The organism is Burkholderia sp. E168m15, assembly GCF_016586105.1.
GTDB classification, from domain to species: domain Bacteria; phylum Pseudomonadota; class Gammaproteobacteria; order Burkholderiales; family Burkholderiaceae; genus Burkholderia; species Burkholderia orbicola.
Window position 1 is genome coordinate 118,384 of the sequence record NZ_BCPO01000167.1, and the last position, 21,905, is coordinate 140,288.

Annotated in this window: 18 protein-coding genes; 3 read left to right on the top strand and 15 right to left on the bottom strand. The window is 64.5% G+C overall.

Translation table 11 applies throughout. From position 1 onward, the window contains the following. Positions 1-2: 2 nt before the first annotated feature. From epsC to JMF86_RS25070, 10 genes are all read right to left on the bottom strand, one after another. On the bottom strand, positions 3-941 hold the full coding sequence (epsC, locus tag JMF86_RS25025; RefSeq protein WP_011694557.1) for a serine O-acetyltransferase EpsC: 939 nt from the start codon (positions 939-941) through the stop codon (positions 3-5). Positions 942-969: 28 nt separating this feature from the next. Beyond that, positions 970-1,440: a rhodanese-like domain-containing protein gene (locus tag JMF86_RS25030; protein WP_011694556.1), complete on the bottom strand. Its 471-nt coding sequence runs from the start codon at positions 1,438-1,440 to the stop codon at positions 970-972. 357 nt (positions 1,441-1,797) lie between these two features. Beyond that, on the bottom strand, positions 1,798-3,198 hold the full coding sequence (locus JMF86_RS25035) for an amidase family protein (protein WP_011694555.1): 1,401 nt from the start codon (positions 3,196-3,198) through the stop codon (positions 1,798-1,800). Positions 3,199-3,274: 76 nt separating this feature from the next. Beyond that, on the bottom strand, positions 3,275-4,066 hold the full coding sequence (locus JMF86_RS25040) for an alpha/beta fold hydrolase (protein ID WP_011694554.1): 792 nt from the start codon (positions 4,064-4,066) through the stop codon (positions 3,275-3,277). 84 nt (positions 4,067-4,150) lie between these two features. Further along, on the bottom strand, positions 4,151-4,498 hold the full coding sequence (locus tag JMF86_RS25045) for a DUF4148 domain-containing protein (RefSeq protein WP_011694553.1): 348 nt from the start codon (positions 4,496-4,498) through the stop codon (positions 4,151-4,153). A gap of 284 nt (positions 4,499-4,782) precedes the next feature. Continuing rightward, complete coding sequence (locus JMF86_RS25050) at positions 4,783-5,325, bottom strand: cytochrome P460 family protein (RefSeq protein ID WP_011694552.1); 543 nt, start codon at positions 5,323-5,325, stop codon at positions 4,783-4,785. Next, positions 5,325-6,368: an alpha/beta fold hydrolase gene (locus JMF86_RS25055; RefSeq protein ID WP_011694551.1), complete on the bottom strand. Its 1,044-nt coding sequence runs from the start codon at positions 6,366-6,368 to the stop codon at positions 5,325-5,327. Before JMF86_RS25055 ends, JMF86_RS25050 begins: the two co-directional genes overlap by 1 nt. A 256-nt stretch (positions 6,369-6,624) precedes the next feature. Further along, entirely contained in the window at positions 6,625-8,004 is a 1,380-nt protein-coding gene (locus tag JMF86_RS25060) for a tripartite tricarboxylate transporter permease (protein ID WP_011694550.1), read from the bottom strand. After that, entirely contained in the window at positions 8,004-8,501 is a 498-nt protein-coding gene (locus tag JMF86_RS25065; protein ID WP_011694549.1) for a hypothetical protein, read from the bottom strand. Before JMF86_RS25065 ends, JMF86_RS25060 begins: the two co-directional genes overlap by 1 nt. 88 nt (positions 8,502-8,589) lie before the next feature. Next, positions 8,590-9,876: a hydroxymethylglutaryl-CoA reductase, degradative gene (locus tag JMF86_RS25070; protein ID WP_011694548.1), complete on the bottom strand. Its 1,287-nt coding sequence runs from the start codon at positions 9,874-9,876 to the stop codon at positions 8,590-8,592. A 162-nt stretch (positions 9,877-10,038) separates the two neighbouring features. On the opposite strand from JMF86_RS25070, the gene JMF86_RS25075 reads away from it, so the two are divergent. Further along, on the top strand, positions 10,039-11,424 hold the full coding sequence (locus JMF86_RS25075) for a PLP-dependent aminotransferase family protein (RefSeq protein ID WP_011694547.1): 1,386 nt from the start codon (positions 10,039-10,041) through the stop codon (positions 11,422-11,424). 52 nt (positions 11,425-11,476) lie between these two features. Here the strand turns inward: JMF86_RS25075 and JMF86_RS25080 are convergent, their stop codons facing one another. After that, positions 11,477-12,754 carry an epoxide hydrolase family protein gene (locus JMF86_RS25080; RefSeq protein ID WP_011694546.1) on the bottom strand — a complete coding sequence of 426 codons (1,278 nt, stop codon included), beginning with the start codon at positions 12,752-12,754 and terminating at the stop codon, positions 11,477-11,479. A gap of 203 nt (positions 12,755-12,957) precedes the next feature. Further along, positions 12,958-13,662 (bottom strand): SDR family oxidoreductase, encoded by a 705-nt coding sequence (locus JMF86_RS25085; RefSeq protein ID WP_041489663.1) that lies wholly within the window; start codon positions 13,660-13,662, stop codon positions 12,958-12,960. Positions 13,663-13,796: 134 nt separating this feature from the next. Between JMF86_RS25085 and gcvA the strand changes: the two genes are divergently transcribed. Beyond that, positions 13,797-14,687: a transcriptional regulator GcvA gene (gene gcvA, locus JMF86_RS25090; RefSeq protein WP_011694544.1), complete on the top strand. Its 891-nt coding sequence runs from the start codon at positions 13,797-13,799 to the stop codon at positions 14,685-14,687. 25 nt (positions 14,688-14,712) lie between these two features. Here the strand turns inward: gcvA and JMF86_RS25095 are convergent, their stop codons facing one another. The 3 genes from JMF86_RS25095 to JMF86_RS25105 form a co-directional block, all read right to left on the bottom strand. Beyond that, positions 14,713-15,312 carry a pyridoxamine 5'-phosphate oxidase family protein gene (locus JMF86_RS25095; RefSeq protein ID WP_011694543.1) on the bottom strand — a complete coding sequence of 200 codons (600 nt, stop codon included), beginning with the start codon at positions 15,310-15,312 and terminating at the stop codon, positions 14,713-14,715. Positions 15,313-15,406: 94 nt separating this feature from the next. After that, on the bottom strand, positions 15,407-15,598 hold the full coding sequence (locus JMF86_RS25100) for a hypothetical protein (RefSeq protein WP_011694542.1): 192 nt from the start codon (positions 15,596-15,598) through the stop codon (positions 15,407-15,409). Positions 15,599-15,610: 12 nt separating this feature from the next. Next, a complete protein-coding gene (locus tag JMF86_RS25105; RefSeq protein ID WP_011694541.1) occupies positions 15,611-16,810 on the bottom strand; it encodes a PLP-dependent aminotransferase family protein in 1,200 nt (399 codons plus the stop codon). Positions 16,811-17,534: 724 nt separating this feature from the next. Between JMF86_RS25105 and JMF86_RS25110 the strand changes: the two genes are divergently transcribed. Further along, positions 17,535-21,812: an NACHT domain-containing NTPase gene (locus tag JMF86_RS25110; protein WP_011694540.1), complete on the top strand. Its 4,278-nt coding sequence runs from the start codon at positions 17,535-17,537 to the stop codon at positions 21,810-21,812. Positions 21,813-21,905 lie beyond the last annotated feature (93 nt).

Here is a 21,905-nt window from a genome sequence, read left to right on the forward strand (position 1 = left end):
TCCTAGGCGACGCGCGCCGCCGTGCGCGGCGCGGCGTTCGCTTCGCTGCGCAGCACGGCCTGCGTGACGTTTTCGCCGGCCGGCACGTCCTGCGTGAGCCACACGTTGCCGCCGATCACCGCGCCGCGCCCGATCGTCACGCGGCCGAGGATCGTTGCGCCCGCATAGATCACCACGTCGTCCTCGACGATCGGATGGCGCGCGAGCCCCTTCTCCAGATGGCCGGCCGCATCGCGCGGGAAGCGCTTCGCGCCGAGCGTGACGGCCTGATACACGCGCACGCGCTCGCCGATGATCGCCGTCTCGCCGATCACGACGCCCGTGCCGTGGTCGATGAAGAAGCCCGCGCCGATGCGCGCGCCCGGATGAATGTCGATGCCCGTTTCCGCATGCGCCTGCTCGGCGATGATCCGCGCGAGCAGCGGCAGGCCGAGCCCGTACAGTTCGTGCGCGAGCCGGTGATGAATCATCGCGAGGATGCCCGGATAGCACAGCAGCACCTCATCGACGCTGCCGGCCGCCGGATCGCCGTGGAATGCCGCCAGCACGTCGCTGTCGAGCAGCCGGCGAATCTCCGGCAAGCGCGCGGCGAACGCCTGCACGGCCTTCGACGCGACTTCGTCGAGGTTGTCTGCCGGCCCGTCGGCATTGCGGTGACGCGCCGCGTAGCGCAATTCGAGCGTCACCTGCGTGAGCAACGCATTCAGCGCCGCGTCGAGCGCGTGGGCCACGTGGAAGTTCTCGCTTTCCTGCCGCAGGTCGGGCGGCCCGAGCCGCATCGGGAACAGCACGCCTTTCAGTGCGCCGACGATCTGCGCGAGCGCTTCGCGCGCCGGCAAATCACGCCCGCCGGGTTCGAGCGAACGCCGCTGCTTTTCGCGCCATGCGCGACGCACCGTCTGCAGCGATTGAACGATGTCGTCGATATCGAATGCGGCCATGCTGCTTTCTCCCCGTAACCGCCGTGAATCAATCCTGCGCCCAAGGCAGGCCGCGGAAGCGCCAGCCGTTTTGGCCGCCGCGATGCTGCCGCTCGTCGAGGTCGCCCTCGAAGCCTTCGAGCACATTGAAAACCTGCGTGAAACCGCCCTTCGCCGCGGCCTCGGCCGCCTGCGCCGAGCGGTTGCCGCTGCGGCACAACAGCAACACGACCGCGTCCTTGCCGGTCTTCGCTTCCAGTTCGCGCACGAAGCGCGGGTTGCGCGTCAGGCTCGTGCCGGTCGCCCACGGCACGTGCAGCGACTCCGGCACGTAGCCGACGAATTTCCGTTCCTCAGCCGTGCGCACGTCCACCAGCACGGCGTCGCCCGCCGAAAACAACGCCCACGCGGTTTCCGGCGCAACGCCGCCCGCGTAGGGCTTGCCAGCCGCCAGGGCCGCCGCGCGCGCGTCTTCGAGCGCCTGCTGCGCAGCGGTTCGTTCTTCCAGTTCAACCGTCATGACACTTCCTTGTATTCTCAGATTCGTATGAACAAAGACACCGGGAATGCGGCTGTTGCAGCTTGCGTGCTGTCTATAGCCGTCAACGCCACTATGCGAGTGCGGCCGGGGAAGCAGAACCAATAAAAATTCATTTCCTAATCAGCGCCGCGGGGAATGCAATAGCAGACGCGCGCTATTGGTGCGCGGTTGATGGTGGGTTGGAAAGGGAGGACGAGGGCCGTTCGATGGCGTGTATCGAAGGGGTTTGAAAGGAAGGGGAAGAACGATCAGCGCGGCATTCGGCGCGTCGTCATGGAATCCGAAATGCGCCGGCGAAGCCACCGAGCCTCGCCGATGCATGGGTTCTTCAGGATGTCATACCACCGGGTCGACCGGCACAACCGGCACCCCACGCGCCTCGATATCGCGCCCCGCAAGCAAACACAGATCCTCGCGATGATGCGTCGCGACCACCTGCACGCCCACCGGCACGCCGTTCACGAGCGACGTCGTGACCGCCAGCCCCGGCAGTCCCATCGCGGGTAGCGCGCGCAACGTGAGCTGCGCTTCCCACACGCGATCGAACCCTTCCGGCCCTTGCCGGTCGAGATCGTCGGGAAACGGCAGTTCCGATGAAACGGGCAGCAACAGCACCGGATATTCATCTAGAAACAGCCGCCATTGCCGCGTCAACGTCGTGCGTCGAACCAGCGCACGGCTGATCACATCCGCCGGCAGATCGCGCACCTTGCTGCGCACGGCGGCGATCACCGCAGCCGCGCCCGGATCGCCGTCTTGCTCCGCGGCATTCGCCAGCGCGTCGAAACCATCGCCGAGCCACAGCTGTTCCTGCAGCAGCGCAGCCTCGCGCATCGGCGGCGTATCGTCGATCTCGTCGACGGTCCAGCCCGCATCGACGAGCCGACGCGCGGCATCGCGCAACGCAGCCTCGACTTCGGGCACGACCTCCAGGCCGCGCGGACGCACGCACAGCGCCGCGCGCTTCGGCACCTCGCGCCCGTCGAACGGCACCGCGGCGTGCCACGGATCGCGCGGGTCCGGCGCGGAGAACGCCCGCAGCGCGAGCGAGAGATCGTCGATCGTGCGCGCGATCGGCCCGGCCGCCGACATCAGTTGCGCGCCGATCGCCCGCTCCGGCGACGATGCATTGAACGCCGGCACGCGGCCGAGCGACGGCCGGATCCCGTGCACGCCGCACGCATAGGCCGGGTAGCGCACCGAGCCGCCGATGTCGGTGCCGACCGCGAGCGGGCCGATCCCGGCCGCCACCGCCGCCGCCGCGCCGCCGCTCGATCCGCCCGGCGTCAGCGACGGATTGCGCGGATTGCGCGTGTGACCATGCACGCGATTCGACGTGAACCAGCGCAGTGCGAACGTCGGGGAATTGGTGCGGCCGAGCAACACCCCGCCAGCCTTCCGGATGTTCGCGACCACCGGGCTGTCGGCACGCGCGATCAGGTCGCGCTGCAGGCGGGTGCCGTTGGTCGTCGCAAAGCCGGCCTGATCGACGTTGATCTTCACGGTGACGGGGACGCCCGCGAGCGGCCCCGGATCGTCGCCGCGCGCGATCGCACGATCGACTTCGTCGGCCTGCCGCCGCACGTCGTCGGGACGATGTTCGACCACCGCGTTGATCGCCGGATTCACGGCATCGAGACGATCGAGCACCGCGTCCGCCACTTCGCGCGCCGATACGTCGCGCTGCCGCACGCGTTTCGCGAGCTCGGTTGCCGACAGTTGCCAGAGTTCGGTCATGACTTCTCCTGGTGAAAAGACATCACGATCACGCGCGGCGCCGCACCGCCTCACGACAGCGCGGCGCCGCATTCGCTCACTGCGTATCCTGCTTCGCGCGCTCGGCGGCGGCAATGATCGCGTCGGCCACGGCCTTCGGCTGGCTCAGCATCGCGACGTGGCTGGAATTCACGCGCGTGACCGTCGCGCCGATCCGCTTCGCCATCGCTTCCTGCAGCGCCGGATCGATCATCCGGTCCTGCGTCGCGACCACGAACGTCGACGGCTTCGCATGCCACGCGGCCTGCGTGATCTTCTCCGAGATGCACCCGCCATACCACGGCCCTTGGGTCGCGGCAACGAGACGCTGCTGCGCGGGCGGCAGATCCGGCGCGAAATCCTGCGCGATCGCCTTGTCCGACAGCCGCGCGAAACCGCCCGCGTCCTTGCGCAGCTCACCCGCCCATGACGGCGCCGGCAACCCCTGCGTGACGTCCGCGATCGACTGGCCGTTGTCGGGCGCGAACGCCGCGACGTATACGAGCGACTTCACCTTGTCGTCGTTGCCCGCATCGCTGATCACGACGCCGGCCCACGAATGGCCGACCAGCACGACCGGCCCCTTCTGTTCGTCGATCGTGCGCTTCGTCGCGGCCGCATCGTCGGCGAGCGAGCTCAGCGGATTCTGCACCGACACCACGTGCAGGCCACGCGCCTCGAGCAGCGGAATCACGCGGTTCCAGCTCGACCCGTCGGCGAACGCGCCATGCACGAGCACGACGTTGGTGCCCTTCAGGTCTTCCTTCGGCGCGGCCTGCGCCGCGACCGCGCCGAACAGTCCGCCGATCATCGCGGCGGATACCAGAGCGCGTTTCATCAAACCGGCCATCGTCATGCTCCTTTCTTTATCGTGTCATTGAAGTGAAGTGCTGTCTGAGCGGCCGCGCCTGCATGCGGCAGGCGCGACACGAGATCACGAATGCGCGTACAGGTCGTCGGCGGCGTTGCGTGCGGCACGCGGCTGCGCGGCATCGCGATGGCCGGCCGGCGTCGACGCATCGGCCACGTTGTCGTCTTGCGACTTCGACGGGCCGTTCTGGTCGGAACGCGCGACCTGCTCGGCAGCCGCGACGGCATGCTCTGCGGCGGCGATGTCGTCCGGGTAATGCGCTTCGCTGCCGGCCGGGTTGTAGCCGGCCTTCTCGAGACGGATGAGGTCGGCGCGCACTTCGGCACGCGTGAGGCCGTGGCCGGTATCGGCGAACGACAGTGCGGGTGCGACGGCGAGAACGGCAACGGCGAGGATTCGAGCGGCTTTCATGAGATTTCTCCTTGAACGAAGTTGGGTGGTCGATCACTTAGGCATCCGGTGCGAACGTCTGGCGCCGAACGTTTGCTGCATGTCGACAGTAGAACCCGCGCACGTATCCGGCATGTTTCCGAAACCGGGCTTTCTGCATGCCAGTTTTTCAGGACCGGCCGCAGATACAGAGCGATACAAACCCGTTTGACGAGGGGATTCGTTTCGCCTCGCGCTACGCACCACGAAAAAAGGCGTGCCTCGCGGGGCACGCCTTTCCTTCGCCTTCACACCGCCGTGTCACGTCACGGCGCGAGCCGCGTGAACACGTAGTCGTGGTTCTTTACCCGCGCCTGATGGCACGCAAAGCACGTCTGATGCTGGCCGATGTCGGCCGGCACGCCGTTGACGAAGCGCCCGAATCCCCAGCCGCCCGTCGCTGCGTAACGGCGTGAATCCTTCACCATCACCTGCACGGTCGTCGCCTGGCCGGGCACCGTCGCGGGCGCGAACTCGTCGGACTGCTTGCGCTTGTACGCGAGCTTCACGAGGATCGTGCCGTCCGGAAACGGCAGCGTCGCCTGTTCGAGCGCGCGGATCGCGACCGGGTTGCCGAGCACCACGCGCAGCTCGTCGAGCGGGGCGGCCTCTTCGGCCGGCGCGACCATCTCCCACTTCCGGTAGCCGGGCGGAATCGTCACGCCGTAGATCGGCGACGCGGCCGCGGCCGGTTTCGGCTGTTCCGCGAACGCGGCCGGACCGCTCGCCGACCACGCGCCGGCCAGCAGCACACCCGCGACGAGCGCACGACGCACACCGTGCGGCCCCAGCCCTACACGGGCCCGCATCACAGATGCTCCACTTGCAGGACCGCATCGGCGAAAGCCTGCGGCGCTTCCTGCGGCAGGTTGTGGCCGATGCCGCCGGTGATGGTCCGGTGCTGATACTTGCCGGTGAACTTCTTCGCGTACGCGGCCGGCTCCGGATGCGGCGCGCCGTTCGCGTCGCCTTCCATCGTGATCGTCGGCACGGTGATCGCAGGCGCCGCCGCGAGACGCCGCTCGATGTCGTCGTATTGCGCTTCGCCCTTCGCGAGCCCGAGACGCCAGCGATAGTTGTGGATCACGACGGCCACATGATCTGGATTCCGGAACGATGCGGCCGAGCGCGCATAGGTTTCGTCGGAGAACTGCCACTTCGGCGACGCGAGTTGCCAGATCAGCTTGTTGAACGCCTCGCGGTTCTGCGCGTAGCCGAGTTCGCCGCGCTCCGTCGTGAAATAGAACTGATACCACCACTGGAATTCGGCCTGCGGCGGCAACGGCTTGGCGTTCGCCGCCTGGCTGCCGATCAGGTAGCCGCTCACCGACACCAGCGCCTTCACGCGCTGCGGCCACAGCGCCGCGATGACGTCGGCCGTGCGCGCGCCCCAGTCGTAGCCGCCGAACACCGCTCGGTCGATCTTCAGCGCGTCCATCAGCGCGACGATGTCGATGGCCGTCACCGCCTGCTGGCCGTTGCGTACCGTGTCGGCCGAGCGGAACGTCGTCGAGCCGTAGCCGCGCAGATACGGCACGATCACGCGATAGCCGGCCGCGACGAGCAGCGGCGCGACGTCCGCGTAGCTGTAGATGTCGTACGGCCAGCCATGCAGCAGGAACACGACGGGGCCGTTCTTCGGGCCGAGATCCGCATACCCGACGTTGAGCACGCCCGCGTCGATCTGGTGGATCGTGCCCAGCGACGCGACGCCGGCCGGGCGCTTCGCCGCGGATGCATCGGGCGCCGACTGCGCCTGCGCGAGTGCGCTGAAGCCGAGGTCGGCGAGGCTCAGGCTCGCCAGCGTCGAGCCCAGGATCAGGCGGCGGCGGGTGTTCACGGTATCAGGCATGACTCGTTCTCCATTGTCGATCGCTAAGGAAAGGGCCCGCGGCACGTGCGGGCAATCGGTTCTCGCCATTCGCAGCGGCAGCGCATGGCACCGCGCCGCCGTGTGAATCGCTTCACCGGTTTTATATCCGAACCGTCCGGACGCTTTGTATCTCAACGTATCCGTGTGCGAACACGACACACTGCGATTCAAAAATCGCGGGAAAACGACGCTTCGGCACGGTCGCGCGGCACTCGCGGCCCCGTGCGCCGGCGAGTCAGAACAGCCTGGCGATCGCGGGCACGCTGAGCACCGCGACGTAATAGCCCATGAACTGCACGCCGGTGTTGAACGCGAACAGGCGCGACAGCATCCCGCCGAACAGGCCGATCGTCACGATCACGGCGAGCCCGAGCAGTTGCCCTTCCCACACGCCGATCACGACGATCAGCCCCGCGAAGGTCGCGATGATCGCTTCGTGGCTCAGCTTGCGCGCGACGAACGATGCCGCGCGGTGCGCGTGGTGCATCGCGAGCGGATACGCGATCAGCGCGGCCAGCACGATCGACAGCAGCCCGTAGCCGAGGAACTCGGGCCAGCTCATCAGCGTATGGAGGTTGTGGATCTGCCCGCTCGCCGCGTCGACCGTGAAGCGCGGCGGCGCATTGAACAGCGGCGCGGCCGGGCCGGCCGCCACCGGGCTCAGCGGCAGCCCGAACGCGATCAGCGGAATCAGTGCCTCGGCGATATAGGTGGCCTCGGTCACGCCGTTACGGGCGGCGATCACGGTCGTCAGGCGCTGATACGCATGACGCACGCGCGCGCCGACGATCTCGCCCATCAGCACCGTCATCGCGACCGGGCTGAACACGAACGTCGCGCTCGACACGGCGGCCGTGCCGACCGTCCACGCGACCTGCTCGCGGTCGAGCACCTTCAGCGGATTGGGGAAATAGCCGCGCCAGCTTTTCACGTCGGGCGCGAGCACGAACGTCGACGGCCCGTCGCGGCGCATGCGCCGCCGCTCGGCCGGCGACAGGATCGAGAACAGGTCGGCCACCAGCGGGCCGATCGCGATCCCGAGGAAGTAGCTGACGCTCAGCTTCACGCCGTAATGACCCGTGAGCGCCTGCAGCCCGACCACCAGCATCACGAACGGCACCAGCAGCAGCACCGACGCCCAACGCCCCGCCGAGCAGTATGCGATGCCGACGGCCGCCGCGAGGAACACCCACGGCGCGGCCTTCGCGATCGCCGCGCCGAACGGCGCGAGCAACGACGCGAACAGCACCGCGAGGGGCAGCGCGACGAACGCGGCGACGATCGCGCCGGAGATCATCTTGCGCAGCGCGATGTGCGGCACGCCGAGCGCGCGCAGCAGCGTCGCCTGTTGCAGCAGCGGCGCGGCCATCGTGTCGCCGGGAATGCCGAGCAGCGCGGTCGGGATCGCATGCGTGATGTGCTTGGCCACCGCGCCCGCGAGAAAAAACGTGAACACGCCGGCCGGTGGCACGCCGAGCAGCGCGACGAGCAACGTGAGCGGCGCGATCGTCGTCGTTTCGTCGGTGCCGGAGATCAGCCCGATGCCGGAGAACACGATCGCGCCGAGCAGCCCCATCGCGAACGCGGCCGGCAACGCCTGCAGCAGTGCATCCATCAGCGGCCTCCCGCGCGTGCGCGCCCGGTCGACGCGTCGTACGACGCGAACAGGTCGAGCAGCCCGAGTTCCTCCATCTCGGCGCGCGCGCTGGCCGACAGGTCGCTCGTCGCGCCGAGTCCGCCCGATGCTTCGGCGAGTTGCCGCAAGGCGTCGTCGCGCTCGGCGCTGCCCGCCGCATGTTCGATCACCGTGCGCTTCGGCTTGAACAGCACCGCGCAGATCGTGCCAGCCAGCAGGCAGCCGCCGAGGCCGATCAGCATCGCATAAGCGCGTGCGATCGCCGCGTCGTGCACGAACGATGCGAGCGCGATGCGGCCGATCTCGAACGCGCCGAGGCTGATCGCGATGCCGAGCAGCACCGACCACGCGAGATGCTTCGTCGCCACCGTGTCGCCCCATACCTCGACGAGCGTCGTGGCCGCCGCATCGGCGCCGGCCAACGGCCGGGTGCGATGCGGCGCGGGTGCGACGGCGCTTGAACCGGTCTGTTCCATGTGTCTCCTCCTGGTTTGATATGTCGCCGGCCATGCCGGCGCGGCGCGGACTGCACACCGCGTCGATCACGCGGCGCGCAGCCGCGCGTCAGCCGCCGCTGCGGCCCGCGAGCAGCTCGACGGCGAAATCGGCACGCACGTCCTTCGCCGCGACCATCCGCTGCGCGATCCGGTCGATGTCGGCGCCGGTCGCGCCGGCCGCGACGGCGATGTTGCGCGCATGCAGCGCCATGTGGCCGCGCTGGATCCCTTCGGTCGCGAGCGCGCGCAGCGCCCCGAGATTCTGCGCAAGCCCGACCGCGACCGCAATTTCGCCGAGTTCCTGCGCGGACGTCACGTTCATGATCTTCAATGCGAGGCGCGCGAGCGGGTGCGTCTTCGTCGCGCCGCCGACGAGCCCGACCGGCATCGGCATCTCGATCGTGCCGACGAGGTCGCCGTTCGCGGCCTTCTCCCACGTCGTCAGCGACGTATAGCGGCCGCTGCGGCTCGCGTACGCATGCGCGCCGGCCTCGACCGCGCGCCAGTCGTTGCCGGTCGCGACCACCACCGGATCGATGCCGTTCATGATGCCCTTGTTGTGGGTCGCCGCGCGGTACGGATCGGTCGCCGCGAACACGTATGCGTCGATCACGCGGTCGATCACCGCTTCGCCGGCGTAATCGTCGGTCGCGAGCGTCGCGGCCGAGTACCGTACCTCTGCGCGCGCCAACCGCAGGTCGGCGAGGTTGGACAGTATCCGCAACCGTACCTGGCCGCCGGTAATCGCCTCGATGCGCGTCGCGACGGTTTCGGCCATCGTGTTGACCGTGTTCGCGCCCATCGCGTCGCGCACGTCGACGATCAGGTGCGCGACGATCATCGCGCCGCGCGGCGTGTCGGGAAACACATGAACCTCGATGTCGCGGCAGCCGCCGCCGAGGCCGACCAGCACCTTGTCGCGGCTGTTCGCGAGCGCGATCAGTTCGGCCGCATGACGCAGGATCGCGAGCCGCGCGCCATACGGATCGTCGACGCCGATCACCTGAACCTGCGCACGCATCAGCGGACCGCTGCTCGACGTGCGGAAGCCGCCCGCCGCGCGGGAAAGCTTCGCCATGTACGAGGCGGCCGCCACGATCGACGGCTCCTCGACGGCCATCGGCACGATCACGTCCCGATCGTTGATCCGGAAGTAGCCGGCCACCGCCATCGGCAGCTCGAACGTGCCGATCACGTTCTCGATCATCCCGTTCGCGGTATCGAGCGGCAGCGCGCCCGGTTGGGCGAGCAGCGCGTGCTCGGCATCGTCGAGCCCGACGGCACGGGACAAGTGGGACAGGCGTTGCTCGGGCGTCAGCGAGCGGAAGTTCGGCAAGGCGGAATCGATCGGCATGATGGGTTGACTGTTGCGGGTGGCGATGTCGCCCGTCGGTGCTTGCGGCGGGCGGCGGACAGCCGAATAATAGTCACGCTGTACCCATTGAAAAGGTACAGACGGCGCAGACAGTCACTCAACCGTACCCATTACAGTGGGCCGGTCCGACGGAAGATTCCGATGAAACAGCGTGCAAAAGCCAGCCTGTCTGGCGCGATGGCAGACAATCTCGCCAGACAGATCGAGGAAGGGGTGTTGGCGGCCGGCACGAAACTGCCGTCGATCAGGGAATACGCTGAGGCATCCGGCTGCTCGAAGAACACCGTGATCAGCGCGTTCGAGATGCTCGCGGCCGACGGCCTGATCGAGCCGCGCCGCGGCTCGGGCTTCTTCGTCACGCGACGCGCGGCGGCCGCGCCCGAGCTCGACGAGCCGAGCTCGCTCGACCGCGCGATGGACATCGTGTGGCTGATGCGCGAGCAACTGCACGCGAAGCCCGACGTGCTCAATCTCGGCGAAGGCTTCCCGCCGATCGAGTGGCTCGAGGAAACGCGGCTGAACCAGTACCAGCAGCGCATCATGCGCACGAGCGCCGCGTCGCTGTTCCGCTACGGCAGCCGCTTCGGCTACCTGCCGCTGCGCCAGTCGCTGCAGCAGAAGCTCGCCGGCTACGAGATCGAGGCGCCGCCCGCGCAGATCGTGCTCACGCACGGCGCGAACCAGGCGATGGACCTCGTGCTGCGCTATTTCGTGCGCCCCGGCGACACCGTGCTCGTCGACGATCCCGGCTACTACCCGCTGTTCGGCAAGTTGAAACTGAGCGGCGCAAACATCGTCGGCGTGCCGCGCGAGATCGACGGCCCCGACGTCACGAAGCTGGCCGAGCACATCGCCGCGTACCGGCCGAAGCTGTTCTTCACGCAATCGGTCGGCCACAACCCGACCGCAACCGATACGAGCGCGGCCAAGGCGCACCGTATCCTGCAACTCGCCGACGCGCACGACCTGATCATCGTCGAGGACGATGCGCTGGCCGACCTGCGGCCGCGCTCGCTCACGCGCATCGCGACGCTCGACCAGTTGCGCCGCACCATCTATATCGGCAGTTTTTCGAAATCGGTGTCGGCCGCGCTGCGTGTCGGGTTTCTCGCGTGCAATGCGGCGCTTGCCAGCGATCTCGCCGACGTGAAGATGCTGACGCACGTCAGCAGCTCGGAATACTGCGAACGCACGCTCGATGCGATCGTCAGCGATGGCCATTTTCTCAGGCATACGAATCATCTGCAGGAGAAGCTGCGGCGCGCGACCGGCACCGCGCTCGATGCGCTCGGCCGTCTCGGCGCGGAGGTCTATCGGCCGTGCGAGCAGAACCTGTATCTGTGGGCCGCACTGCCCGGCTGGCCGGATTCGATGTTGCTCGCGCAGGCGCTGCTGGAGCGCGGCGTGATCCTCGCGCCCGGGGCGGTGTTCTCGCCGCAGGCCGATCGTCCGTCGAAGTATTGCCGCTTCAACGTCGCGTATCTGGCGGACAAGCGGTTTGCGCAGGCGTTGCAGGCGGTGACCTGAAAACGAACGCGAGCCGCGCAACAGCCGGCCCGCATTCGTCGCACAACCCTGCTTACACGCGCCGCAACGACCGGAACCCGGCACGCACTTCACGCGCAAACAGTTCAGGCTCTTCCCATGCCGCGAAGTGCCCGCCCTTGTCGACTTCGTTGAAGTAGATCAGGTTGTGATAACTCCGCTCGGCCCAACTGCGTGGCGCCTGATAAATCTCGCCCGGAAACACCGTGATCGCCGCCGGCAACGAGATATCCACCGCGTTGAAGTTGTTCGAGTGATCCTCCCAGTAGATCTGCGCAGCCGACGTCGCGGTGTTCGTCAGCCAGTACAACGAAATGTCGTCGAGGATCTCGTCGCGCGGAATCGAGCGTTCCGGTACTCCTCCGCTATAAGTCCATTGCGAAATCTTGTCGTACATCCACGCAGCCTGCCCGGACGGCGAATCCGCCAGCGCATAACCGACCGTCTGCGGCCGCGTGACCATCATCGCCGAGTAGCCGCAGTTGTCGCGATAGAACGTCGCGAGCTTCTCGTACGCGGCCTTCTCCTTCGGCGACAGCGACGCCGGCGCGGGCGCATCGGTCGCGAGCAGCGTCGCGATCTCCGGCGGCACCGTCGCCGGCATGTTCACGTGAATGCCGGCCAGACCTTGCACGTGCTGCATCGCCATCCGGTGCGAGATCACCGAGCCGCAGTCGCCGCCCTGCGACACGAAACGCGTATAGCCGAGCCGCGCCATCAGCTCGCCCCACGCTCGCGCGATGTGGTCGGAGCCCCAGCCGGTCTTCGTTGGCCGGCCCGAGAAGCCGAAGCCCGGCAGCGACGGCACGACGACGTGGAACGCATCGTCCGCGCTCGCGCCGTGCGCGGTCGGGTCGGTCAGCGGACCGATCGCCTTCAGCAGCTCGAAGATCGAACCGGGCCAGCCGTGCGTCATGATCATCGGCATCGCGTTCTCGTGCCGCGACCGCACGTGAATGAAATGAATGTCGAGCCCGTCGATTTCCGTGATGAACATCGGGAAACCGTTCAGGCGCGCCTCGCCCTTGCGCCAGTCGTAGTCGGTGCCCCAGTAGCGCAGCAGCGCCTGCATGCGCGCGAGCCGCACGCCCTGCGATTCGTCGGCGACGGTCTCACGGCCCGGCCAGCGCGTCGCGGCAATGCGACGGCGCAGGTCGGCCACGGCTTCATCGGGAATGTGTGCGGTGAACGGGCGTATGCCGCTCGCGCCGGTGGCCGCATGCAGCGCGGTGGGCAGCATCGCCGACACCCCGGCGGCCACGGAAGTGGCCAGCAGGTGGCGACGCATCGGGGAAAACGGTGTGGAAGACATCGTTCGGCATCTCCTTTCGTGAAGTGGAAAGTGAACATGCCGCGCGCGGGATCCCGCCCAGGCTTTCAATCAGGCGCGCCCTCGTCACGCGGCGTCGCCTATTCGAAAGGTCTGATGTATCCCGGATTTGTCTGATTTGTACGCGTTTGTAGCTGCTGCGAGGTGAGCGAACACGCTTGCGCGGCCGCTCGCCGGTGCGGCGCTCAGAGCGCCTTGACGATCGCGCCGTCGACGCGAATGTTCTGCCCGGTGATATAGCCCGCGCCGTCCGACAGCAGGAACGCAACCGTCTTCGCGATCTCGCCGGTCTTGCCGAAGCGCCCGGCCGGAATGCGCGCGACGATCTCCGGCGTTTCCGGCCAGCTGTCGATGAAGCCCGGCAGCACCGCGTTCATCCGGATGTTCTCGGCCGCATAGCGTTCCGCGTAGAGGCGCGTCCATGCGCTCAACGCCGCGCGCAGCGCCGACGACACGGGCATCGGCTGCTCCGGCGCGTCCGCCGCGAAGCTCGAGATGTTCACCACCGCGCCGCCGCCCTGCTTCTGGAAGATCGACGTCACGCGGCGCATCACGCGCACCACGTTCAGCAGGATCAGGTCGAGCCCCGCGTGCCAGTTGTCGTCGGTGATCGCCAGCAACTCGCCCTTCGGCGGATGGCCGGTGTTGTTCACGACCGCATCGATGCGCCCATAGCGCGCGATCGTTTCCTGCACGAGCTTGTCGATGTCGGCTTCTTCCGTCACCGAGCCCTTGATGCCGAAACCGCCCAGTTCCTCGCCAAGCGCCACCGCGCTGCCCGACAGCGACATCAGCGCGACGCGATAGCCCGTCGCCGCCAGTTCGCGCGCGATCGCCGCGCCCATGCCCTTGCCCGCCGCCGTGATCAACGCCACTTTTTCTACAGTCACGATCCGCTCCTCGTTCCGATTCTGCCGCCGCGCAGCCGCCATTCGGCGCGCCATGGTGGTAATGTAGGCGCATCGATTCCCGCTGTCGAACCAGTATTTCTGCCGCCAGCCGATAGTTTTTCTACAGCCTGACGATGCCGCCACGCCCTTCCCGCCTGCCGCCGCTGAATGCGCTTCGCGCGTTCGAAGTGTCCGCGCGGCACCTCAATTTCCGCGCCGCCGCCGACGAGATCGGCGTCACGCAGGGCGCCGTCGCGCAGCAGGTGCGCCACCTCGAGGACGTGCTCGGCCTGAAGCTGTTCGAACGCCTGCCGCGCGGCCTCGCGCTCACGCATGACGGCGCCGCGTATTTCTCCGACGTGCAGCGCGCGCTGCATGCGATCGCCGACGCCACCGACAAGCTCGTCAAGCGGCGCGCGGCGCTGACGATCAGCACGACGCCGTCGTTCGCGTCGAAGTGGCTGATCCCGCGGCTCGCGCAGTTCACCGAAGCACACCCCGACTACGACGTGCGCGTGATCGCCGATCCGCAGATCGCGACGTTCCGCCACGATGGCGTCGATCTCGCGATCCGCTACGGCAAGCCGCCGTTCGGCAAGCATCTCGCCACCCATGCGCTGTTCCCGCTCGACGTGTGCGCGGTGTGCAGCCCGTCGGTGCTGAGCCCGCCGGCTGCGCCACGCGCGCTCGCCGGGCAGGTGCTGCTGCACGATGCGCATGACCTGTGGCCCGAATTCCTCGCGGCAATGCCAGCACCGGTCGACGTCGATCCGCACAAGGGGCTGCGCTTCAACCAGACGTCGCTCGCGATCGATGCGGCCGTTGCCGGCCAGGGCATCGCGCTCGCGACCGAGCCGCTCGTCGAGCGCGACATCGCCGCCGGACGGCTGTGCAAGCCGTTCGACTTCGCGTTTCCGCTGTCAATGGGGTTCTATCTCGTGTATCCGGCCGAGCGCCGCGACGACGATGCGATCGCGGTGATGCGCGAGTGGATGATCCAGGCCGCGTCGGACGGGCGGCCTTGAGCGGATCGGGTGCGCTGGACCCGCGTCAGGGGGCGATCCAGCGGGCTTCGTAGCCGCGTTCGTTCAGATCGAATACCGCGCGACGATGGCCGGCGCGCGCGAGTTCGAGCCAGTCGATGCGCGTGACCGTCATGTGGATCAGGCAGAAGTTTTCGTAGCCGTCGGCGGTGGGTGCGGTGCTGTCGAGATGCGCGGCTTCCGGCGACACGACCGGCGTGCCGGGCGGCAGCGGCGCGCGATACAGCAGCAGCGTATGCGGACGGCTCGCTTCCCAGATCGCGCGCCGTTGCGCTTCGTCGTCGCAGATCGACGCAACGCCTTCCGCACGAATCTGCACGAGCGCGTCGAGATCGTTGGCGACGATCGAGAGACGCGGATCGCGACGCAACTCCGCGACCTTCGCCGAACGTGCATCGGTATGAAACGACAGCACGCGCCCGACGCGATTCACCTGGCGCAACACGATCGTCCGAACCTTCGGCGCACCATCGAGGCCGAGCGTCGCCGCCTGCAGCATCGTGAACGGCGAGCGCTGCACGTTGACGCCGGATTCGAGGCAGGACCACAGGCGGTCGTAGGTTTGCGCAAGCGATTCGGAGATCGAGTCGGTGGTCGAGTCGGACATGGGGCGGCGGCGATCGTCGGTATTTCGATCGCGCCAGCTTACCCGTTTGTTTCGGCGACGGCTCGCATGGGATGCGTCGCCGCCGTTGTGCCGGTCAGTTGTAGCCGAGCACGACCGGCGCCGCATCGCCAGCATCGGGTGCCGGCTCCGCGCCGAAGCGGCCGAGCACGTCGGCCACATACTGCGGCCCGGCGCTGATCTGCGACGAGCGATGCTTCGCCGGCCGCGTGTCGCCGGCGCCCGAGGCTGCGCCCGGCGATGCCGTTTCGTTGACGGTGATGGTCATGTCGATGTCTCCTCACGCGGCCAGCGCCGCACCATATGCGCGCACGAGGCGCGCGACGCCTTCCCGGATCGCATCGATGTCCGGCGCGGCGAACGACAGGCGCAGCGACGCCGCGTCGACGTTGTCCGCGAAGAACGCCTTGCCGGGGACGAACACGATCTTGTTCGCGATCGCCTGTTGCAGCAGCACATCCGACGATACCGCGCCGAGCCGCGCCCACACGAACATCCCGCCTTCGGGACGATGGAATTCGATCGCATCGCCGAAGCCGTCGCGCAGCGCGTCGCACATCGCGTCGCACTTACGCCGGTACGCGGCCGTGATGCGCGGCAGATGACGTTCGAGCGCGCCGTCGGCCAGATATTCGGCGGCGGTGGCCTGCGTCCACGGCGTGCTGCACAGATCGACCGTCTGCTTCGCGATCACGCAGCGCCGCGTGATCTCGGCCGGCGCGATCGTCCAGCCCACGCGCAGCCCCGGCGCGACGATCTTCGACAGGCTCGCGAAATGCACGAGCCAGTCGCGCGCGCCGTCCACTTCACCGGCCAGCGCGAGCATCGACGGCACGGCTTCGCCCGCGAAACGCAGGTCGCCGTACGGATCGTCCTCGACGATCAGGAAACGGTATTGCACCGCGAGACGCAGCAGCTTCAGCCGGCGTTCGCGCGTGAGCGTCGCGCCCGTGGGGTTCGCGAAGGTCGGAACCGTGTAGAGCAGCTTCGGCTGCGCGATCGCGCCGGACGCGAGTTGCGCTGCGAGGCGATCGACGTCGAGGCCTTCGCCGTCGACGGGAATCGTCACGATGCGCGCCTGTTGCAACCGCATCGCCTGCAGCGTGGCCGGGTATGCCGGCTGTTCGGTCAGCACGACGTCGCCGGGCGACACCATCACGCGCAGCAGCAGGTCGAGGCCCTGCTGCGAACCGGTCGTGACGAGCAGTTCGGCGGGCGCGCAGGCGACGCCGCGACGCGCCATCAGCGCGATCAGTTGCTGCTTCAGTTCGGCGAGGCCGTCGGTCGGGCCGTATTGCAGGCAGCGGACGGGCTGTGCGTACGCGCGTTCGGCGGCCGCGTTCAGGCCGTCGACGTCGAACAGGTCGCTCGCCGGATAGCCGCCCGCGAAGGAAATCATGCCCGGTTCGGACAGGTACTTGAACAACTCGCGGATCGGCGAGCCGGCAGGGTTTTGGAATGAGGGCGTGAACGCGTACATGTCGTCGTGTGCTGGGGGGCGCGGACGGCCGGGATAGCCGCCGAGTGCCGGCCGCCAAGGCGCTTCTGGCGCCGCGGCGGTGAATTCGAGCCACGATTGTCGATAGTCATTAAGGGCTCGGCAAACGATATCTATGCACTAGGTCTTGCGGTTTGGTCATTAAATGGGGGGAGGAGCAGGAGACATGAGTTCAACGCGGTTTCGGACGCTGCCCACGGTCACCCAACCCGCCGCTCACGGATTCCCGCGCGTGCCCCGCGTCGCCGCTTCTCTGCCTGGATTTCTGAGAAAGCATGGCCGTGGGTGCGCCACACGCCGGGAAGGTCGTGTGTCCTCCGAGATAGAGGCCGCGCAACCCTGCCCGATTCGTGAAAAACATGTCGGGCGGCGTACCAGGTGCAATGCCGTACAGCGCCTCTTCGTACAAACGCCGTTTGCTCGCAAAACCTGCGAATTCGCCACGCGGACGCCTTCGATGCGGGAGGGGGCGAAGACACTCCCGTATCGCGTTGAGATAGCCATCGACCACAGCCAGCGTCATCGCGCTCGTCCAATATCGACCTTTGAGATCAGCGAACAGAGATTAGCGATCAGCATGCCCGAGCGAGTACACTTTGCTGAACAGAAATATGCGACGGGTATGTTGGCAACGGCACAAATACTACGAATTCCATGAAGCGGCAGGGCCTCATACGCATCGCCAATCGACTAACCTAAGTGGCATATGATCGAACGAATTTTTCAGAATATCCCCGAGGGGAAAATCACCGACGCCGACAAGCAACCGTTCTTGATGAGTTTGGGTTGGTCACGAGGATTATCGTGGAACGATCTTTTGCAGTCGTGGCGTGTGTTGCTAATATCGGAGGCCGGGGCCGGCAAGACCTATGAGTGTCGTGCCCAAGCTCAACGTCTATCGGCGGCTGGGGAGCCTACCTTTTTTGTTGAGCTGGCGAGCCTTGCAACCAGCGAACTGCGCACCCTACTGGATGATGAAGAAGAGAATCGGCTCAACACTTGGCTTTCGTCTCAATCGGATGTCGCGACTTTTTTCTTGGACTCGATAGACGAACTACAACTGAGTCTAGGGTCATTTGAACGTGCGTTAAAACGCTTTAAGAAAGGCATCGCTGGCAACCTGGGGCGCGCTCGAATAGTCATCACGACACGCCCTGTCGCATTTGACAGCGATCTCGTTCGCAGCTTGCTACCAATTCCTCCGACATCCACTGCGAAACCGAGTGAAGATGAGTTTGCGATGATTGCAATGCGGGTCGAACAGAAAAACAATAAAACCGAGAAGGCTCCAGAATGGCGGACAGTTGCACTTATGCCACTTTCTGATGCGCAAATTGTGAAATTTGCGTGCGACCAGGGAGTCACAAACCCTGACATCTTATTGGAAGACTTGCGTCGGCGAAACGCACAAGAATTTGCACGACGCCCACAAGATCTGATCGAACTATGTTGTGACTGGCGTGAGCATAAGCGCATTCGAACTCATTACGATCAAGTTGCTGCAAATGTGCGGATCAAATTGCAACCCAGAGATGACCGGCCTGAACCTGCGGAACTGTCTGTGGAAAAAGCGATGGTGGGCGCTAGCCGGCTCGCCTTGGCGATGCTTATGACCCGACGTCTGACAGTGAGACACAACGCTGCCTCTGATGATATCCACAATGAAGCAGCGCTCAACCCTTCGATCATTCTTCCTGACTGGAGTCCCAGCGAGCGAAAGGCCCTTCTCGAGAGACCATTGTTTGGTTTTGCATCTTATGGTCGTGTGCGTTTTCATCATCGCTCCGTCGCCGAATATCTAGCAGCGCAACGCCTTCGCGAGCTTCGCGAGGCGGGAATGCCTCTCCGTGCCTTGAAACGGCTACTGTTTGCGGAGACCAGGGGCAAGGTAATTGTCCGTCCATCGAAGCGGCCCGTCGCCGGCTGGCTTGCGCTCGGGGACGACGCAATATTCGAGATATTGCGCGATAACGATCCCGCTGTCTTACTCAACGAAGGAGATCCCGAAACGCTCACCCCAATGCAGCGTATTCAAGCACTCCGGGCGTATGTCGAGCGTTATGGCAAAGGCGGCTGGCGGGGACGGCAGGTTCCCCATATTCAGATTCATCGCTTTGCATCACCAGAACTTGCGAGTGAGGTTACCCAAATATGGAGCCAAGGGGTCGAGAATCCTGATGTGAGACTGACACTGCTCTATCTTATTGAAGCGGGGCAGCTCGTCCAATGTGCCAACGTGGCTTACCAATGTGCGTGTGATCCGAACGCTGACTCGACAGAGCGGACAATCGCGCTCGACGCGATGGTGGCACTCGAGGAACCACGGCTGCCGGAGATCGCTCACGCCGTCGCTAACGACGTTGAAACTTGGCCGGATAAGATCGCACGCGCGGCCATCGTTCGACTGTTCCCACGCGATATCTCCATTGAACAGCTGTGCAAGACATTGGCGAGGTTGAAGCAGGGTAAGCGCGACATCAACGACTTGAGCCCGCAGTTGTCACGACTGGTTGAGAACGCCCAACTCGATCAGTCACAACTTGTGTCACTCCGTGACGGATTGGTTGAACTTGTGTCTGACGGACTCAGTTGGCACAAGGAGTGGTCGCACCTGATTAGCAACCGAGAAAATCTCAGCGACGTACTTGCATCGGTTTGTGTGCGTGGAATAGGTACAAACAAAGACGAGCAGTGGCTAGATGCGTGCGTTCTTTCCACGCGCCTCCACGATCAAGCGCATAGCAGCGATGAATCCCATAAAGCCCTTCTGAATCATATTAATCTTTTTGAGGCTCAAGACAATGAGAAGCTGTTTTGGGCTACAGACAAACTTATTCAGTCGCTTCGCGTTATCACGGATCCGTGGAACCGTCTGGTAGAAATCATATATCACGATAGCAGCGTTAGATTGACAGTCGCCAGAGACTTGCCGTGGATAAAAATGACTCTTGCCAACACCGAACGTTCGACGGCTGACCGTGCTTTGGTTTTGCAGGCTGCGCTGCGCCTTTCGCCAGACGAAGGACAATGGCAGCACCATCTTTCAGAACTGGAGCAACTGGTTGCAGACCAAACAGAACTTCTCGACGTAATTGCCGAGCGCAGAAAACTGCCAAAGAATAACAAGGAACTGGAGCGCATGGAGGCGCGGAGTATTGAGCGGAAAAGGCAACGTGACCGAACGGCAGCAAAAAACCGTGCGAGTTGGATCCTTTTCTGGCGCGAGGTTTCTCAGAATCCGGAGAGCGCTTTCTCGGATGAACGTAGTTGGAACACAGCCTGGAATCTTTGGCGAGCGATGAGCCAAGATGGAGCAGCCGGTCAAGAGTCCGGGTGGAATCGACGTCTTATCGAAGAACATTTCGGCAAGGAAACAGCAGATCGCTTACGCCGTATCTTGATGAATATCTGGCGCGCAGAGTCTCCGACATGTGCAAGCGAGCGACCAGCAGACCAACGCAACACGTATCTTGTTCGGTGGCAGCTCGGGCTCGCCGCAATTTATGCCGAAGCGGAGGATCCGGGTTGGGCCCGACAACTTACCGAAGAGGAAGCTAGGCTCGCTGCGCGATTTGCGCTCGTCGAAATTAATGGCTTACCCGCATGGCTAGATAGCCTTATCGACGCCCATTCGCATGCAGTAGACACCATAATCGGCCAAGAGCTCACCTGGGAGTTGAGCCCCAAAGCAAAGGGGGCTCAATCCCTGCTACTACAAAGCATCAGCTACGCACAGTCTTCCCGTCTTTACCTTCCACGACTGATGTCTTGGTTGGAAGAGCGAGGCGATTGTTTGACTGACAATCATGAAAGCACAGCGGCCGTCCAAAGACTACGCCAGGTAATCGGTGTAATCCTGGAACGAGGCGACGAGAAGATGCGCATGCAGCTTTTTTCCATCGCACGGCAGAGATTGCAGAATGATTTGCCAATTCAATTCAATTTCGTCTGGTTGGCGACAGTCATACGGATAGATCCAGAAATTGGGGTAGCGGAACTGGAAAATCGCTTGCGCACAATCGAGCCGGGACCGCATTCAGAGGCTGTTACGTGGTTTAGCGTACTATTCGGAGACCGCATTGATTCGATTAGCTTGCGAGACGAGGTTTTCACTCCAAGCTTGCTCTTGCGGCTACTTCGTCTCTCGTATCACCATGTTCGGCCAAATGACGATGCTACACACGAGGGTAGCTACTCGCCCGACGTTCGAGATCATGCCGAGCGTGCGCGAAACGAGGTCGTCGGAGCACTATTGGACGCCAAAGGAGAAGACGGATGGGCAGCGAAACTCGAAATGTCCAACGATCCCCTGTGCGCGCATTTCAGGGATCGGATTATCTCCGTCGCAGAGGAGCATTGGGCACAAGAGATAGACTCCATTGCGTTTAATGATATGCAGGCAATTTCGCTTGATAAGACAGGCGAAGCCCCTGCGTCGACGAACGAAGCGATGTTCGCCGTTTTGAAAGATCGCTTGTCGGATCTCGACGACCTTCTGCTGCGTGACACTTCGCCAAGAGAGGCATGGGCGGGCATCTCAGATGAAAAAGTGATGCGCCGGGAAATCGCGCGAGAGCTGAGTTATGCTGCTAACGGGATATACAAAATCGATCAGGAGGCTGTTACAGCGGATGAGAAGGAGACAGATATTCGTTTACGCTCAACCACATCAGATCATGAAGCAATAATAGAGTTAAAACTTGGAGACGGAAGGTCCGCTAAAGATTTGCGCGACACCATCTACAATCAACTCGTGAAAAAGTACATGGCCCCGGAAAACAGTCGAACAGGTTGCCTATTGATTACTCTGTCGAAAAATAGGAAATGGGAAAATCCCGACAATGGACAGCGTATCGATCTAGACGAACTGATGTTACTACTCCAAGCTGAAATAGAACGTGTTCAGGAGATGATGGCCAATGCCGTTTCACTAAGTATTCATCTGCTGGATTTGCGCACTAGGCTACCGGTCGAAAATCGCTAACTCAAATCGAATAGCCGCCACTGCGAGAGCCAAGTTCAGAACATCGCATTGTGCATTCCGCTCGCTCCGATCCATCAATCGATGAATGGAACA

Coding starts and splice junctions, on each gene's coding strand:
- JMF86_RS25110 (WP_011694540.1), top strand. CDS start 17,535: ATGATCGAACGAATTTTTCAGAATATCCCCGAGGGGAAAATCACCGAC.
- JMF86_RS25045 (WP_011694553.1), bottom strand. CDS start 4,498: ATGAAAGCCGCTCGAATCCTCGCCGTTGCCGTTCTCGCCGTCGCACCC.
- JMF86_RS25065 (WP_011694549.1), bottom strand. CDS start 8,501: ATGGAACAGACCGGTTCAAGCGCCGTCGCACCCGCGCCGCATCGCACC.
- JMF86_RS25100 (WP_011694542.1), bottom strand. CDS start 15,598: ATGACCATCACCGTCAACGAAACGGCATCGCCGGGCGCAGCCTCGGGC.
- JMF86_RS25055 (WP_011694551.1), bottom strand. CDS start 6,368: ATGCCTGATACCGTGAACACCCGCCGCCGCCTGATCCTGGGCTCGACG.
- JMF86_RS25040 (WP_011694554.1), bottom strand. CDS start 4,066: ATGGCCGGTTTGATGAAACGCGCTCTGGTATCCGCCGCGATGATCGGC.
- JMF86_RS25095 (WP_011694543.1), bottom strand. CDS start 15,312: ATGTCCGACTCGACCACCGACTCGATCTCCGAATCGCTTGCGCAAACC.
- epsC (WP_011694557.1), bottom strand. CDS start 941: ATGGCCGCATTCGATATCGACGACATCGTTCAATCGCTGCAGACGGTG.
- gcvA (WP_011694544.1), top strand. CDS start 13,797: ATGCCGCCACGCCCTTCCCGCCTGCCGCCGCTGAATGCGCTTCGCGCG.
- JMF86_RS25070 (WP_011694548.1), bottom strand. CDS start 9,876: ATGCCGATCGATTCCGCCTTGCCGAACTTCCGCTCGCTGACGCCCGAG.
- JMF86_RS25035 (WP_011694555.1), bottom strand. CDS start 3,198: ATGACCGAACTCTGGCAACTGTCGGCAACCGAGCTCGCGAAACGCGTG.
- JMF86_RS25075 (WP_011694547.1), top strand. CDS start 10,039: ATGAAACAGCGTGCAAAAGCCAGCCTGTCTGGCGCGATGGCAGACAAT.
- JMF86_RS25060 (WP_011694550.1), bottom strand. CDS start 8,004: ATGGATGCACTGCTGCAGGCGTTGCCGGCCGCGTTCGCGATGGGGCTG.
- JMF86_RS25105 (WP_011694541.1), bottom strand. CDS start 16,810: ATGTACGCGTTCACGCCCTCATTCCAAAACCCTGCCGGCTCGCCGATC.
- JMF86_RS25030 (WP_011694556.1), bottom strand. CDS start 1,440: ATGACGGTTGAACTGGAAGAACGAACCGCTGCGCAGCAGGCGCTCGAA.
- JMF86_RS25050 (WP_011694552.1), bottom strand. CDS start 5,325: ATGCGGGCCCGTGTAGGGCTGGGGCCGCACGGTGTGCGTCGTGCGCTC.
- JMF86_RS25080 (WP_011694546.1), bottom strand. CDS start 12,754: ATGTCTTCCACACCGTTTTCCCCGATGCGTCGCCACCTGCTGGCCACT.